The 17,261-nt window shown below is 36.6% G+C and carries 12 protein-coding genes; 10 read left to right on the top strand and 2 right to left on the bottom strand.

All coding sequences use genetic code 11. The annotated features are described in order from the left end of the window. Positions 1-14: 14 nt before the first annotated feature. A complete protein-coding gene (locus Bra60_RS04215) occupies positions 15-3,065 on the bottom strand; it encodes an autotransporter family protein (RefSeq protein WP_078688715.1) in 3,051 nt (1,016 codons plus the stop codon). 501 nt (positions 3,066-3,566) lie between these two features. Then, positions 3,567-5,354 carry an autotransporter outer membrane beta-barrel domain-containing protein gene (locus tag Bra60_RS04210; RefSeq protein ID WP_078698099.1) on the bottom strand — a complete coding sequence of 596 codons (1,788 nt, stop codon included), beginning with the start codon at positions 5,352-5,354 and terminating at the stop codon, positions 3,567-3,569. A 339-nt stretch (positions 5,355-5,693) separates the two neighbouring features. Here Bra60_RS04210 and fliF point away from each other — a divergent pair, with 339 nt between their 5' ends. The 10 genes from fliF (at position 5,694) to Bra60_RS04160 (ending at position 17,260) form a co-directional block, all read left to right on the top strand. Beyond that, positions 5,694-7,358 (top strand): flagellar basal-body MS-ring/collar protein FliF, encoded by a 1,665-nt coding sequence (fliF, locus tag Bra60_RS04205; RefSeq protein WP_078688713.1) that lies wholly within the window; start codon positions 5,694-5,696, stop codon positions 7,356-7,358. Positions 7,359-7,379: 21 nt separating this feature from the next. Beyond that, positions 7,380-8,135, top strand: a complete 756-nt coding sequence (locus Bra60_RS04200; RefSeq protein ID WP_078673867.1) for a hypothetical protein — start codon at positions 7,380-7,382, stop codon at positions 8,133-8,135. Continuing rightward, entirely contained in the window at positions 8,132-9,286 is a 1,155-nt protein-coding gene (locus Bra60_RS04195) for a flagellar motor protein MotB (RefSeq protein WP_078688712.1), read from the top strand. The genes Bra60_RS04200 and Bra60_RS04195 overlap by 4 nt, the downstream gene beginning before the upstream one ends. 2 nt (positions 9,287-9,288) lie before the next feature. Next, positions 9,289-10,629, top strand: a complete 1,341-nt coding sequence (locus Bra60_RS04190) for a chemotaxis protein (protein WP_236823904.1) — start codon at positions 9,289-9,291, stop codon at positions 10,627-10,629. Next, positions 10,613-11,875 carry a flagellar hook-length control protein FliK gene (gene fliK / locus Bra60_RS04185; RefSeq protein WP_078688711.1) on the top strand — a complete coding sequence of 421 codons (1,263 nt, stop codon included), beginning with the start codon at positions 10,613-10,615 and terminating at the stop codon, positions 11,873-11,875. Before Bra60_RS04190 ends, fliK begins: the two co-directional genes overlap by 17 nt. Before the next feature lie 49 nt (positions 11,876-11,924). Continuing rightward, positions 11,925-12,401 (top strand): transglycosylase SLT domain-containing protein, encoded by a 477-nt coding sequence (locus Bra60_RS04180; RefSeq protein ID WP_235692234.1) that lies wholly within the window; start codon positions 11,925-11,927, stop codon positions 12,399-12,401. Between the two features lie 262 nt (positions 12,402-12,663). Continuing rightward, entirely contained in the window at positions 12,664-13,359 is a 696-nt protein-coding gene (locus tag Bra60_RS04175; RefSeq protein ID WP_078688710.1) for a response regulator transcription factor, read from the top strand. A gap of 201 nt (positions 13,360-13,560) precedes the next feature. Next, positions 13,561-14,769, top strand: a complete 1,209-nt coding sequence (locus Bra60_RS04170) for a flagellar hook protein FlgE (protein WP_078698098.1) — start codon at positions 13,561-13,563, stop codon at positions 14,767-14,769. 30 nt (positions 14,770-14,799) lie between these two features. Continuing rightward, on the top strand, positions 14,800-16,170 hold the full coding sequence (gene flgK / locus Bra60_RS04165; protein WP_078688708.1) for a flagellar hook-associated protein FlgK: 1,371 nt from the start codon (positions 14,800-14,802) through the stop codon (positions 16,168-16,170). Between the two features lie 7 nt (positions 16,171-16,177). Then, positions 16,178-17,260 carry a flagellar hook-associated family protein gene (locus Bra60_RS04160; protein WP_078698097.1) on the top strand — a complete coding sequence of 361 codons (1,083 nt, stop codon included), beginning with the start codon at positions 16,178-16,180 and terminating at the stop codon, positions 17,258-17,260. Position 17,261 lies beyond the last annotated feature (1 nt).

The raw sequence follows: 17,261 nt of genomic DNA, 5'->3' as shown, positions 1-17,261 counted from the left end.
ATATCAGTATTGTTTTAGAAACGGTAACGTATTCCACCTGAGAAAGAGGTTGCTGATATACCTGCTTTTTGAAGTTTGTGTTGGTGACTGACGTCACCATGCAATCCCAATTTTTTATTTAATTGTGCATTAATTCCTACACCACCTTCAACAGAAGTTCCCATAGGGTCAAGATGGAAATTATCCGCAACCTGTATTGTATCACCATCACCAAAAGCGTTGATCATGTTCAGTTTTCCATAAAGGGAAATGATATGACCGTTTTCTGCTGCAGTGACAGTTTTGGTTAAACGTCCACCAATACGAACCAACCATTGGTTAGGATTATTCATATCGATTTCAAGATCATTACCATCTGAAATATTATCAAACATCAAGCGCTGATAAGCAAGTTGTGCTTGTGGTTCAAAGACTAACCCTTCAACACCAGTTGCAAATTGTTGACCAATGGTTGCAGAAGCACTCAATGTGTTGACGTTATCTAATTTTGCAATGTTACCAATATCAGCAACTTTAATGTTTCCTTTCACAACGCCATAGGAAAAGAGTGTATCAAGGTACAAGCCATTCCGATGATGTATACTACCGAAAGCTGAAATTGACCACTTATCAAGTGTACTCTTGGCAGAGCCTTCCATGTCTTTTGGAGTGAAAGATACTTGTCCATAAGAGCCTAACAAGCCGAAATTTGTTGTGGTATTTTGATTTTCCAGAACACCTAACGCGACCCCTAATTGTAGAGCACTGTAGCGAAGATCAGCTCCATAACCATATTCCATAGCAGTATGTTTGGATGATAAAGTTGCTGTATTGCCATAAGAAGATAAGAAGAAAGCATTTTTCTTATTGTTATCATTTTCTAATGACATAGCCCGGAGATTGGATAAGGATGCATTTTGCTGATTGATATCAGAGAAACCAGCAGAAAATAAAGCATTTGGCATCACCAAATAACTGGCCATTTGTGGGACCAGAGCTTTCACCTTTGATTTAGGGTCGAGATAGGCATTTTGCAAACGGAAATCCCAATATGATTGGCCATCACCAAACAGACTTTGATTTTCACTTTTACTAGAATCCTCAGGACCGTAGGCATTAAGAGTGTATTTATAAGGAGAATTATTTATTGTGGTATAGCCATTTGCCAATTTAAAGGAGTCTTTATTTGCTTCTCCAGAAACTTGGACGAGTGAGAGACCATTTTCATTTGCAGGAACAGAAGCATTTTCTTCTGGTTTCTTCTTTCCCTTGATACTGTTGACATAGATTGTCGTTGTTCCTGAAGCATCACCATTAATTACAAGTCGATCTGTTTTTTGATCTTTTGTTTTAAGTCCGCTACTCCATTCAGTGTTGAAGTAAATTTTTGCATCGCCTTTCGCATTATAGACTTTTTTCGCATCGTTTGGAAGAGCAGGTTGTGCTGGATCAACTTCTGGTATTGCTGGTCCTACATGTAATATCTGATATTGACCATCTGTCGGTTTGTCAAAAACAATGGTACTGTTATCGAGATTAAGCGTAGAAACAGTAGAGTGTGATCTTTGAGAAATATCAAGCAATGCTCCATCTTCATCTGCACCTTCTTCTTTTTCTTCTTTACTGATTTTAAGCGTCCATACTGTACCATTGGTCAGATTAAAGACTGTTTTAGCCTTGTCTTCAGTTCTAACACCACCTTCTAAGATTGAATGATCTGCATCGAGTGTAAGAGATGCTTCCTTGTCATCTTTAGAAGTGTATCTTAATAAAAGATCAGCACGTATTTCTGAATTTTTGAGTTTGATAGCATCTTTTCCAGATTTGTCTCCAAGAATACCTACACCTTTTTCAACGGTAAGTTTTGTATTCGTGAAATTAACATTATTTTGTTGATCACCATTCTCATCTTTAAGTTCTAGGCCATTCTTAGCAGCTGTTGCAGAAACATTGGAAATATCAATTTTTGCACCGTTTTCTACAACGAATGCAGCCTCGTGCGCATCAATTGTACCACCTGTCATTTTAACAACTGCTTCTTTCCCAGATACAGAAAGACCAGTGCCTTCTTTAGATTGAATGGAAACATTTTCTAAAGAAACTGTGCTTCCTTCGGCTTTAAATCCAGACCCTTTGACAACGCTAATTTTTGTATCTTTTAGTTTGTTTTTATTATTTTTACTGTCTACAAAAGTAACACCGTCTTTTTCTGCTTTAATAGAACCGCCGGTCATATTTAATATTGCTTTATCCTCTATTTCAATACCAATGTTATCTGAAGAGATTTCTACATCATTTAATGTAACGCTAGTCCCTTCTCCAGAAGCAACAACTGCTTTCCCAGGAGCATTCTCATAAACGCCATCCTTTTTTATTGTAATAGAACCACCATTTGCTACAATTGCGGCACCTTCTTCTATTCTAAGGCCTTCTTTTTTTGAAGTAATGTCCACATCGCTTAATGTAACGGTTGTACCTTCATCCTTAGCTTGTACAGCAGTTTCATCGGCCTCAATAGAGCCACCTTTCATCGTGAATTTAGCTCCATCTGTTAAATCAATACCTGTCGTTTTTGAAGTAATCTTTACATCGCCTAGTGTAATGGTTGTATCTTTACCTTTAACTCTTACGGCAGTGTCACTGACATCAATGGTACCACTTTCCATTGTGATTGTACCACCATCATCCGCAGAAAGACCAAAATCAAGATCTTTAATAGTTGTTGTGCCTTTTAGAATAATTTTACTGTTCGACCCTCTAGCTGTTGCGCCGATTCCTTGTTTCCTAGCATTGCCAATTAGTGTTAAATCTTCACCTGTGATTGTACCACCTGTTTTTCCATCATTTCTAGCTTTATCGCCAGTATCTTCAGCTCCGTCAATTTCTTCTTTTTTATCACCTACGTAAAGAGCACTTTTTTCTAATTCCGGAGCTTCATAAGTTTTGCCTTTACCGGCATCCCTAAAGGCGCCATTAATTATAGAGATGCTTTTCTCATCATCAGCTGCAGCAGCAACATTAAAATGAGCACCAAACAAAATTATAGCAGCCGCAGCTGTACACGATAGAAGATAATTTTTACACATAAAGATTGTCCTAACTTATAAAACCCAAAATATCCCCCCGCTTATAAGAAGGATATTGAATCGATAATTCCTATTAGATGAAGTAAATTATTTTTCCTTATATGTAAAGATAAAAATTATTTTATATAAAGATAAATAATATTTATTATTTATATACATAATGTATTATATATTATTATTAACAATACATAATGTATTAAATTATTCTTTTAATAAAGAGCTCATTTTTCATATTTATATTTAAAATGAATGCTAAAACAATAACATAATATTATCTTTAATCTTTCTAGTATAGAGGATTATTATAAGCTCAATTTAAAATACTGATAAGTTTTCTATTTTTATAAAAATGATGGATATAGTTAAGAATAACTAATCAAAGAAATAAAATATAATGGAGACTTAATATTTGGGCCTTTTTTAAAAAGAGGGAAGTGAAATAAAATAAAAAGGGCAGTATTTTATACTGCCCTTTTTATTGAAACTAATATCAGTATTGTTTTAGAAACGGTAACGTATTCCACCTGAGAGAGAGGTTGCTGATATACCTGCTTTTTGAAGTTTGTGTTGGTGGCTGACATCGCCATACAGTCCAATCTTTTTACTCAATTGCGCATTAATTCCTACCCCACCTTCAACAGAAGCTCCCATAGAATCAAGATTGAAATTATCGATAACTTGTATTGTATTTCTATCAGCAAAAGTTTTGATCACATTTAGTTTTCCATAAAAAGAAATAATATGAGCGTTTTCTGCTGCGGTGACAGTTTTGTTTAAACGTCCACCAATACGAACCAACCATCGGTTAGGATCATTCATATCGATTTCAAGATTATTACCATCTGAAATATTATCAAATATCAAGCGCTGATAAACAAGTTGTGTTTGTGATTCAAAGACCAACCCTTCAACACCAGTTGCAAATTGTTGACCAATAGTTGCAGAGGCGCTCAATGTGTTGACGTCATCCAATTTTGCAATGTCACCAATATCAGCAACTTTAATATTTCCTTTCACACGGCCATAGGAAAAGAGTGTATCAAGGTACAAGTTGTTCTGATGATGTATACTACTAAAGGCTGAAATTGACCACTTATCAAGTGTGCTCTTGGCAGCACCTTCCATGTCTTTTGGAGTGAAAGATACTTGTCCATAAGAGCCTAACAAGCCGAAATTTGTTGTGGTACTTTGATTTTCCAGAACACCTAACGCGACCCCTAATTGTAGAGCACTGTAGCGAAGATCAGCTCCATAACCATATTCCATAGCAGTATGTTTGGATGATAAAGTTGCTGTATTGCCATAAGAAGATAAGAAGAAAGCATTTTTCTTATTGTTATCATTTTCCAATGACATAGCCCGGAGATTGGATAAGGATGCATTTTGCTGATTGATATCAGAGAAACCAGCAGAGAATAAAACATTTGGCATCACCAAATAACTGGCCATTTGTGGGACCAGAGCTTTCACTTTTGATTTAGGGTCGAGATAGGCATTTCGCAAACGGAAATCCCAATATGGCTGATATAGAGCAAACATACTTTGATTATGGTTACGACGAGAATGCTCAGGAGCATAGACAACAAGAATATATTTATAAGGAGAATTATTTATTGTGGTATAGCCATTTGCCAATTTAAAGGAGTCTTTATTTGCTATTCCAGAAACTTGGATGAGTGAGATACCACTTTTATTATAGACAAGTGGGGTACCACTTCTGTCAGGAATAGGAGCACTTTTTGGTTTCTTCTTTCCCTTGATACTGTTGACATAAATTGTCGTTGTTCCTGAAACACTACCATTAATTACAAGTTGGTCTGTTTCTTGATCTCTTATTGCAAGCGCGCTACTATATTTTGTATTGAAGTGAATTTTTGCATTGCCTGTTGCATTATAGACTTTTGATAAGGAAGGCGTACTTTGTTGAGATACACTTCTCTCTTCATTTCGCTCTGTAGCTGGTAAGGGGCCTACATATAATATCTGATATTGATCATCTGTTGGTTTGTCAAAAATAATGGTACTGTCATTGAGATTAATGGTAGAAAAAGTGGAGCGTAGTTGATCGGTAACAGGTAAATCCTGACTTGCATTTTGTTCTTCTCCCTCTGTTTCCCTTTTATTAATTCTGAGTGTCCATACTGTACCATTATTCAGATTAAGGGCTGTGTTCTCATTTCCTGTAGGTATGGAATCACTCTGTGGAGCAGCATATAGAGAATTACCACTTAAAAAATGAAAGAATACAGTACTTATGAGCGTATACCGCAATAGGTAATTTTTGTACATTCTGAAGGACCTTTGAAAAAGTTTACGATTTTCAATAAAATTACCGGCGATTACCGGCGATTATATGGCAAGAATATGTCTACATGATGGCGCAATGTATTATGCACAGTATTATTATGTGTTATTTAGAATAGATAAAGATGGCATGATAGCGAAATATTACCTTTAAATAAATCTATGATATAAGCATATCATGGGTTTTCTATCAAAAACAGGCATCATTTTCACGCAAGTTTTGTTTTTTATGATTTAAGCAGTAGGAGTAGGAAAACAGTTGTTTAACAGCTGTTTTCTTTGTTTTACGCGAGATTGTCTTTTCAATAATAATGGTGCAAATCTATGCTTGATAAATTTTTGGCTTTTCTTTCTTCTTCTGGAAATGCGCTTCATAAACTAGGAGTAAAGCGCCTTATTGCGCTTGGTATGGTTGGATTAACTTTGTTTGGAACAATTTTGTTTTCTAGCTTTTATTTAACGCGTCCTATTTATGAAATACTTTATGTTGGTCTTTCACGTGATGATGTGAATCGAATGGGAATGGCGTTGGGTGAAGCAGGGATTGCTTTTGATGTTTCTTCTGATGGTAGTACTGTTCAGGTTCCTGTGGGGCAAGCAGAGCAAGCACGAATGTTCCTTGCCGAAAAAGGACTACCAACATCAAATAATGCTGGATATGAATTGTTCGATAATATGGGATCTTTAGGGCTTACGTCTTTTATGCAAGAAATTACACGCCAACGTGCTTTAGAAGGTGAAATCGCACGGACGATTCAAGCTGTACAAGGTGTAAAGGCAGCACGTGTCCATATTGTTTTACCAGATAAAGGATCATTTCGTAAGGCTAACCAGAAGCCTACTGCTTCTGTTGTAATTCGCACTAATAGTGGTTTTGCAGTTGAATTTGCTCAGTCTATTCGTCAATTAGTAGCGGCAGCTGTTCCTTCACTTGAAGCAAGCTCAGTGACAGTAATGGACACACGTGGACAGTTGCTTGCATCTGGAGTGGATGCAATGAATGGAGCTTCGATGATGATGGCATCTCTTGAGCAACAGGTTGCTTCGCAAATTGATGCGAATATTCGTAAACAATTGGTTCCTTATCTTGGTCTTGATCATTTTCAAACTAGTGTACAAGTTGTTTTAGATACAGATCGTCGTCAGACAAATGAGACCGTTTTTGATCCAGAATCACAGGTTGTGCGTTCCGTGCGTTCCGTGCGTGATCAAGCTGATAGCCAAAATAACCGTAATAGTGATGCTGTCGGCGTAGAACAAAATATTCCGCAAGAAGAAATTGCTAATGGTGGTGGAGAAAGATCAACCGATAAAAAAGATCGCCGTGAAGAGATTACTAATTATGAAATTAACTCTAAGACTATTTCTACAGTTAGTGATGGTTATAGTGTGAAGAAATTAGCTGTTGCTATCGTGGTAGATCGTGCGCGTTTGGTTCTTCCAGATGGTACAAAACCAACCTCTGAAAATGCTCTTAATGATGAAGTAAATCGTATCCAGCAGATGGTGGCAACGGCAGCAGGACTTGATCCAAAACGCGGAGATATCATTAATGTTACAGCCGTCGATTTCGTTGGTAATTCTGAGGCTGATATGGCACCTGTTCAAGAGCCTCTTTGGAAATCATTGTCACGTTATACATCTGGTTTGATCAATGGAGTTGCTTTAGTAATTGCTGTTTTCTTGATTTTATTCTTAGGGGTACGTCCTTTGATGCGGGAAATGCGGGAAGGAAAAAAGGCACTTGAAAACAGTGAAAATGCTGTAGCTGGTCTTGGAAATATACCTGCTTTAGAACACCAATATCAAGATAATGCAGAATTTGGTGGCGTTATAGGCACAAATAATGATACACTTCACAATTTACGCAATCGTATGCGTGTTCCACCACAGAATCGTCTTGAGCAAATGATTGCAATGGATGAAGAACGTTTTGCTGGAGTTTTGCGTGAATGGGTCCATGATACTGACACAACTGTGGCTGTATAGATTTGTAAAGTGAAACGTTAAATGGAAGTGATAAATAGAATGGAACAAACAGGTGGAAAATTTGAAAAACAGGTAAGTCTTCCCTTATCTTCTTTTCTGAGTGATTTTTCATCCCGCTACATTTCTGCTGGAGATATAGAGGTTTTACCTTCTGATGATGAAAGCGAACTCATGTATAATAATGAGAAGCAGAAAGACTGTTCATTATCTGATACTAAACCTTCAGAAGAATATATGGAAGAAATATTATCTTTCCCTTCTGAAGGGGTTGTTGATGTTGAAGTAGCTCGAAAAGAAGCTTTTGATCAAGCTGTGCAAGAGGTAACAGAAAAATTGCAAAAACAGTTTGAAGAAGAAAAGAAATGTTTGGAAGAAGAGCATGCAAAAGCTATTGAAGCGGCTAAACAAAGTATGGTTGAATCGCTAGGAGCCAATGTACAGCGTCAATTAACAAAAGAATTTTCTGATTTGCGTCAAGAAATTTCTCGAGAGATTGCACAGGTTCTTTCCGTATTTATTGGTGAAAAAATTACAGAAGAAGCACTTCAGGAATTTGCTACAAAAATATTAGATCAGGCTCTTTCTGCAGGGAAACCTTTAGTTCTTGAGGGGAATGAAAAATTATTTGAACAGCTCAAAAAACAGCGTGATTTTGATTCATCTCAATTTGAATTTCAACCGACCAAAAGTACAGAGTTACGTTTACATCGTGGTGAAATGGTTATTGCTACACAGCTTACTCCATTGCTGACGACGTTGAAGGAGTTGATACAATGAAATCTGAAGACCAACAATCTTCTTCTGAAATTATTATTGTTCGTCGTGGGCAACATGGAGATCATGATGATCACCATGGTGGTGTTTGGAAAATTGCTTATGCTGATTTTATGACAGCAATGATGGCGCTTTTTCTCGTCTTGTGGCTTGTTAACGTCCAGGATGATGAGACAAAGGAAGCCATCGCAAACTATTTTAATCCAATCAAACTTGTAGATCCCCAAACAAGTAATCGGGGTATTCAACACAAAGATATTGAACAAGATAAAAAAAGTTCTCTTGATCAAGAGCGTAGAGATGATGATCAGTCAGAAAACTCAAATGCTATGGAGGAAGCAGAGTTAATGCATAATCCTTATCCTGGATTGGAAAAAATTGTTCAATCAGAACACCACGCAAAAAATCCTTCCGAGCAGCAGTTTGAAAAAGGGGATCTTGTAGGGCAGGGAGTTGGTGATTCTCAAGAAAATTTACAACTAGGAACAGAGCATCATGATCCTTTTTCTCCGCATTATTGGAGAGAAAATATTGATTTTTCTCAAAGAAGAAAAGACCAAAAGCAAAAAACGTTGGTAAAAGAATCTATACAAGAAAATAATTCTTCTGAGAATTCTCGTGCTCTTGCACAAGAATTAACGGATTTGATAGAGGGGAAAAACAGCAATATATTGGCTCATGTGAAGCCGATTAAAGAAGGGGTTATGATTGAATTAATGGATCAGCCAAAATATGAAATGTTTAAAGTTGGCTTATCTGTTCCAACAGCGCGGACTATTGATTTAATTAGTAGTATGGCAGGAATTATTGCGAAATATCAAGGAGATGTCGTGATTAGTGGGCATACTGATGCACGTCCTTATCGTAGTGCTGTTTATGATAATTGGCAACTTTCAACAGCACGTGCACAGATGGCTTATTATATGTTGGTGCGTGGTGGCTTTGATGAGAAACGAATTTTGCGTGTTGAAGGTTATGCAGATCGGGATTTGAAAAATAAAAAGGATCCATATGCTGCTGAAAACCGGCGTATATCTATTTTTATACGAGATCCAAAGACTGAAGAAGTACAGGAAAAATCGACAGTAGAGAAGTCTTCTTCGCAAAAGATTATACAAGACAAGTCAGTTCTTGAAAAGGAAAAAACACCATGATTATGAAAAAGGCATACTCTGTCTATTTTTTATCTTTTGTGGTCTTTATTCAAGGAATTTTTATACAAGAGGGTAGAGCTTTTTTACAAAAGATAGAAAGAGATTCTCAGGACATTTTTGTCGCACAGGTAGAGCGTGAAATTAAAGAGCCCTCCATGTTATCAAAAACTATTGTCTCTGAGCCAGTACATCTTGTGCGTTCTTTACAAAATTTACAAGATAAAATTATATCAGGACAAGAGGAAGAACTGCAAAAACAACTGCAACTTTTGGGAGAAATTGGCGATAAATTTTTAACTTTTGATGCTAGTGTTTGGAAAGATAAGAACAATCTTTATGCTTTATTGATTTATCTTTTTAATGGTGGAAATCCTCGAGTAGTGCAAAGCATTTTAGAGAAATATGGAAAGGGAGTGATTTCAGAGAATGTAATGGATGGTGCTTTGGCTTATGCATCTCATAAAAAAACTACTTTTTTAAAGACATATACACAATTAACTGAAGAAGATATTCGATCTATTCCTCCTGCTTTATTTGCGTCTGTTGTACTTTCTACGGTTGTTAATATCATAGAAAAGGATCCTGCTTTAGCTTTGAAACAATTAGATCAAGTAAGGCTTTTTGCTCCGGGAACTTTATTTGAAGAGGGTGCTATTCGTCGAGAATTAAAAGTTGCATCAATGCTTGGTGAGATAGATCTTTTGGCTTTATTAATTCGTCATTATGTGCATCGTTTTTGGAAATCACCTTATGCTTATGACTTTTGGCATGAGTTTATTCCTGCTGTATTGCGGCTTGATGAAAAATTAAGTGTTGATCAATTGGAAGCATTGCTTGCTTATGCACCGACAAAGGTGCAGTTTATGGCATATATGGCAGTGAGCCGTGCTGCGTTAATTGATGCACGTATGGAAAAAGCAAAACTCAGTGCTCAGAAAGCTTTGACATTAGCACATGAAATCGGTGTAGATGATACATCTGTGCGTTTGTATTACGCTATGAGTCTTTCTGGTTCAATCGCTGCACAAGAAGCTCTACAGATGATACAAAATATCATCTACAAAGATTTATCAGAGAAAGATCGTTTTTTATTTATTGCTGCACAAGCTGTTGCGCAAAGAGTCGTTTCTTTTCCATTGGATGTTCTGAAAGAGAAAAACACACAAATTGCATCACAACCGCAAAGTCATGAAGAATTGAAGTTAACCTTAGAAAAAGATGATAAACAAAAAAATACAGCATCTCTTATAGAAGCAGAAATGAAGCAATTTATTCAACATACACAAGAAAAGATAAATGAAATCGACCAATTATTAGGATACAAAAATGATGATAAGCGCTGATGGATTGTGCGGTTTTCTTTCTGTACAAATGGCTACAATAAATAAAACTACAGCAGATAAAGTTGCAGTTCAATCAGAAGATTGTGCGGATAATCAATTACCTAAAACATTTGATACGTTACTTAAACAAAGTAAATTTGAGCAAGATAAAAATTTTCATGAAGATTCTTCGCTTATACATAGGGTGAAAGAAGCTTTAGAGGAATCCGTAAAACAGACAATTCTAGATGAGGGTGCAGAGTATTTAAATAAAGGACAGGATCCTTTAGCTAAAGTTATAGAGTCGGAAATATCAGAAGAAATTGTGGAGCAAAATGTAATTAAAGCTTTTGAGAAAAAATTGCAAAAAGCCAAGCATGGTTATCTTGGTAATAAAGAAAATATGTCTTTTCAAAATTTTTTGAATCCACTTTATTTGGCACAGAGGTTTGTAAAGCAAGAAAAAATTGGAGAAAAAATTAGTGAACATGTAAAACATGGGAGCATTACAGCTTCTATAAATGGTGATGTACAAAATCAGTGGGTTGCAGATATTCAAAAAGAATGTGCTATTGAAGACAAGGTTCAAATTAAAGCAGTTGACAAACATTTTCTCACACACCCAAAAATGCCACAGTATAGTACACAAAATTTTGCACATGAAAGTGAATCCTTGACACTACGTGTGGGGATGGAGATAGAAAGAACTCAATCTCTCAAGAATTTAGAAATAGGCAATAGGCTTATTCTTCAAGAAGAAAAACCTGATTTTATGATGCAGTTAAGTGGTGTTGATATTACGTGTAATAAAAAAGTTGGGGATGTAAGGATTTTGCATTTAAAACTTACACCTGTGGAGCTTGGGACAGTTGATGCTAAAGTGAGAATGACTGCGCAAGGGCTTCATATTGAATTATGTACTCAACATCGCGAAACAGCGCGCCTTTTAATCAGCAATCAGCAGATGTTATCATATGTTTTAGAAAAGGCACATGTTCATGATAGTGGTCATTTATTAATTAGTATTGTGGATAAAAGTTCTCAAGTTATTCAACAAAATCAATCTTTGCAAATGGAGCAAAGATTAGAGCAAGATAATAGTGGACAGCATTTTAATGGTCAACGTCAAGCGTTTGGTGATAATGAACAGAATGGAAAAAATGAATCAAAGCAATTTTTCAAGCAATTTCCGTTATCAGATGCAACATTTTTGGATATTCCTTTTGAAGATATTTCTTCGCGCATTTCTTATCGGTTGGTCGTCTAGCATTATAGTATTGAATTACGCGGTAGCTGAGAATATTTGTGAAGCAGAAATGATTACGGCTTCTAAGCGCTATAATGTACCATTAGGTATCTTATATGCAGTTGGGCTAACAGAAACAGGCCATAAAGAATCGCTCCAACCTTATGCATTAAATATTGATGGCAAGGCTGTTTTTGCAAAAAACCAAGCAGAAGCTTTACATATCTTTAAAAATGCTAAACGCTCTGGAGCTAAATTCATTGATGTAGGTTGTATGCAAATTAATCATTATTACCACGGTAAGAATTTTTTTTCTGTTGTAGAAATGTTAAAACCTCGTCTTAATGTTGATTATGCTGCGCGTTTTTTAAAAAAATTATACGAAAAAGAAGGCAGCTGGACTATGGCAGTTGCACGCTACCATGCAGGACCTAATAATGATCCAGCTCAAAAGGGCTATGTGTGTCGTGTTATGCGTAACATGATTGCTAGCGGTTTTGGTCGATGGACTCCTAATTCTCAAGCTTTTTGTAAAGGAGCCTTATGAATCATTATGACAAAAATAGTAAATTATTTTGATAAAAAAATGAAAATTTGTTTCATTTTGAGATGATATTAATTTTTGTAACAACCTATAATTGTTTTTTGTGTCAAAAAACACAACCAAAAATAGTAATCGCGTCTTTATAGATAATAAATCGTAAAAATAACTTGTGTTTTTAAAAATTAAAGTTGTATAAATTTAGCAATATGTAGATTTCCTGCGTATACATTTTAAATTTTAGTTCTAAATTGCTGAGTGAGTGCTTATGATTGTTGTAGTAGATGACCGTAAATTGGTAACAGATGGCTATGCTACCTTATTTTCTCGCGAAGGAGTTGCTGCAACAGGCTTAGCCCCTTCAGATTTTAGTCAGTGGATTTCAACAGCTTCACATAACGAGATATCTTCACTTGAAGCAGTTCTTTTAGGAAAATGTGAAAACCAAATCGAATTACCAAAAAAAATTCGAAATTACAGCTCGACTCCAATTTTAGCTCTAACAGAGACAAACATTTTGGATCATACAATAGAACTTTTTCAATCAGGTATCGATGATGTAATCCGCAAACCAATCCACGTCCGCGAAATCCTAGCGCGAATCGCTGCTATCCGCAGACGAATTGGAAATAATATACGAGGAGCAAATACCGCAGTCGAAATTGGCCCTATTAGCGTCTTCAATGATGGACGTGACCCACAAATCAATGGAGTAAATCTACCCCTTCCACGCAGGGAACGCCGTATTCTCGAATACTTAATAGCAAACGCAGGAAAACGTGTTAATAAAACACAAATATTCAATGCGGTATACGGAATCTTTGATGAAACAATAGAAGAGAACGTTGTAGAAAGCCACATTAGTAAACTTCGCAAGAAACTAAAAGCAAAACTCAACTACGACGTTATAGATTCGAAAAGATTCCTTGGTTACAGCTTACAAATTAAAAATCAATTAGATTAAATTTATATATAATTCCTCCACTTTTAAAATAAAACACCTAATATTAACACTCTAATTCAAAACCAATACAAACCCACTAAAAACAAATTATGTTTTTTTTATGATCATACAATTTATTTTTGTAAAAACATTTAAGCAAAAGCTTCACACAAGGAAGTTTATTTATAGTAGTGTTATAAGCTAAAGATCATAGGAGATGATATGGGTATTTACGGAATGATGCGTACTGGTGTTTCTGGTATGAACGCTCAAGGAACGCGGCTTTCTGGTGTAGCTGACAATGTCGCTAATGCTGGTACAATTGGATATAAACGTACGAATGTCCAGTTTTCTAATTATGTAACGCCTTCAGGACAATATGCTTACGTTCCTGGCGGAGTGAAGAGTCATATTGGTCATGATATTTCGATTGGTGGTCCAGCGCGTGCAACAGGTCGTTCTGGTGATACAATGATTCACGGAAATGGCTTTTTTCGTGTAGCAGATGAAAATGGAAAAGAATTTTTAACGCGTGCAGGGTCTTTTGTACGCGATAAGGATGGGTATCTTCGCAATACTGCAGGATATTATCTTTTAAATGAAGATGGAGAAAAGATCCAAATTAAAGGCGGTCCAACCGATTTGTTCGGCCCTGAAGCGACGACGAAAATTGATTTTAAAGTAAACTTTAATCCGAGTGCAAAGGTTGTTGAGCCGAAGGATGGTAAAATTGATCCTGAGAAACCTGAAACTTATAGTCAGAAGAAATCAATGACGACTTATGACAGTCAAGGTAAAAAGGTTCAGGTTGATTTCTATATGAGAAAAACTGCTGAAAATAAGTGGGTTGTTGATGCTTATTCTGACGGGAAAAAAGTTGGTTCTACAGAGTTTAACTTTGATAAAGAAGGAAATCTTATAGCGCCTACAAAAGAATTTAAGTTAACATTGCCAGATAGTGAGGGGAATACTTTTGAGGTCAATGTTAATTTTGGCGGGGTGGGGGCAGATTCCCTGGTGACCCAAAAGGGCAATTTATTTGCTTTTGAAGGGGAAGCAGATGGTATGGAGTCGGGTGCCTTTGATGGTTTCACCTTTGGTAAAAATGGTGAAATTGAGGTTATGTATTCCAATCAAAAAACGCGGACAATTGGGTATATAGGTGTTACGACTGTGGCTTCACCAGACAGTTTGACTTTTTTAGGTGGGACTGTTTTTGAAACTAATAGTCAGACGGGGCCTCAAATGATGGGGCGTCCTGGTGATGGTGTCTTTGGTACTCTATCTTCTGGTTATTTGGAGGATTCAAACGTTGATATGGGCGATGAACTGACAGATATGATTGAGGCGCAACGGAATTATACAGCGAATTCCAAAGTATTTCAGACGGGTTCGGAGTTGATGGATGTTATTGTTAATTTGAAACGATAATGTAAACACAATCAAAAAGGGGATAAGATTATGTCGCTTAACTTAGCACTTAATTCAGCCCGAAACTCGTTAAAAGCGACTACAGGTCGACTTGATACTGTTTCGCGTAATGTTGTAAAAGCAGGAGATCCGAATTATACGCGTCGCACTTCATATTTAGAATCGGGGCCGGGGGGAGCGGTTCATGTTGTTGTACGTCGTGATGGTGATATCCATTTATTGAATAATTATTTGGTTAAAGCAAGCGAGGCTGCTGCTGCTGGCAGTCTTTCTAATGGGCTGAATCGTTTATCTGATATTTATGGATCGGATCGATTTTCAAATTCACCTTCTAAATTGCTTGGTGAATTTCAAAAAGCACTTCAATTGTATGCGAATGATCCACAACAGCGTTCTAATGGAGATGCAGCAGTCGATCGTGCTCGTGATTTAGCCAAAGGGTTGAATGCAGGAAGTCGTGAAATTGAAAAGTTATATAATGATGTGAATAGTGATATTCAAGATTCTGTTGATTACATTAATGATTTATTGCAAAAATTTCATGAGCTTGATCAGTTGGTAGCGCGGGAGAGAAATGCAAATCGGGATGATAGTGTTTATATGGATCAAAGAGATGCCATTTTAAAAGAGTTGTCTCAAGAAATCGGTATCAATACAGTTAATCATTCTGATGGAACAATGTCCATTTATGGTATGGATGGCAGTACTTTATACGATAAAATGCCACGGACAGTATCATTTCAATTCAGCACTTCTTTGCCATCTGGTATTTCTGGAAAACAGATTTTCATTGATGGTGTCCCTTTAGGTCATTCATCCTTTATTGATCCTAATGGAGGTGGTAATCTCGGTGGTTTATTGAAGCTACGTGATGATATTATACCACAATATCAAAAGCAGTTAGACGAAATAGCAAATGCTTTGATGCAGATGTTTCCTGGTCCTCCTTCTTTATTTTTAGATGGAGAGCAGCCTAGTGGTCAGATCGGTGCTCTTGAGGGTTTAGCAGGAAGGATACAACTTAATCCTATATTTGACAGCAAAACAGAAGGTGGTGGTCCAGAACATTTTGGTGATAAACTTCAAGAATTAGTAGATTCTTTTAATGAGAAACAAAAATTTGGAACGGGTACAGGTTTGGATCCAGAGCAGTCAATTATGGATTTTGGTAAAAACTCAATAGGCTGGTTTCAAGGTTTGCGGTCAAACGCAGATAAAGAAGCTAGATATAAAGGCACAATGTTTTTGCATGCTGCTGAGGCATTATCCAATGCAACGGGTGTCAATACAGATGATGAATTAGCCTTGATGTTGCAATTAGAGCAGACATATGGAGCAACCTCTCGTATTATTAGTACGGTTGGTAAAATGCTAGATGATCTTCTAGCAGCAGTTAGGTAGGTGTAAAGTGAGAGTTCCTTCAATTTCGACATATGTTTTAAACAATGCAAGGCGTAATCTAATTTCTGAGGGGAAGTCTGATTTGATGAAGGCTGGCTATGAAATGGCTACTGGACAGGTGTATGATCCAGGTCTTACATTGGGGCGTAAAACAGGACGCTTAATGGATATTGAGAATCAGATGAGTTATCTCGAAGGTTATAGTACAAGCAATAAACTTCTTTCATTGAGATTATCTTCTGTGCAGGCTGCGATTCAAAGTTTAATTGCGTCAGGTGATAAAGAATCAACGCCAGGGTCATTGGTTGTTTTTAATAATATGCTTGTCGGTGATGCAGGAAATGCGACACCATCTGCAGCGCAAGCTGTTGCCCAAAATGCTTTGAGTGCATTTATTTCAGCTTTAAATACTAATTTTAATGGTGAATATATATTTGGTGGGACAAATACGAGTGAACCACCGTTAAAGTTTTATAAAGTAGGTGGTGAAACGGGTCCCAGTAAAATTGTGCACGAAGCGTTTGAGAATTTTCTAAATGGCAGAAAACCAGAAGATCTCACCAGTGAAGAGATGGAAGAATTTATTGATGGGCCTTTTAGTGATTTATTTAATGAAGAGAATTTTAAGGAATTTTTTTCAAATGCTAAGGATGGTTCTACTGAGAAGCATATTGCACCCAATGGTGATAAGGTAGATGTTGTAGTAAGTGCTAATGATAAAGGTTTTCGTGATGCTATGAAAAATCTGATTTTAGTCGCAGAATTTGGTGATATCGGTTTATCAAAAGAAGCACAAGAAAGTCTTTTTTCAAGAGCGCGAGTGTCTGCTGACAATACATCTACAAGTAGTGTTGTGGATGAAATTATTGCAACAGCTTCTAGAGTAGGAAGTACAGAAACAAGGGTTAAAGCGGCTACGCACCAAATTGAAACTCAAGTAGGCCTTCTTAAAGGAGCACAAATTGATATGATTGGTGTCGATGCGGCAGAGGTCGCTCAAAAAGTCAAAGCTTTGGAGGCTATGTTAGAGGCTTCTTATACTTTGACAGATATGATAAGGCGATTAAGTCTTATTAATTATTTAAAATAAA

Source organism: Bartonella sp. Raccoon60 (assembly GCF_002022585.1).
GTDB lineage: Bacteria > Pseudomonadota > Alphaproteobacteria > Rhizobiales > Rhizobiaceae > Bartonella > Bartonella rochalimae.
This window is presented reverse-complemented; position numbering and strand designations above follow the sequence as displayed.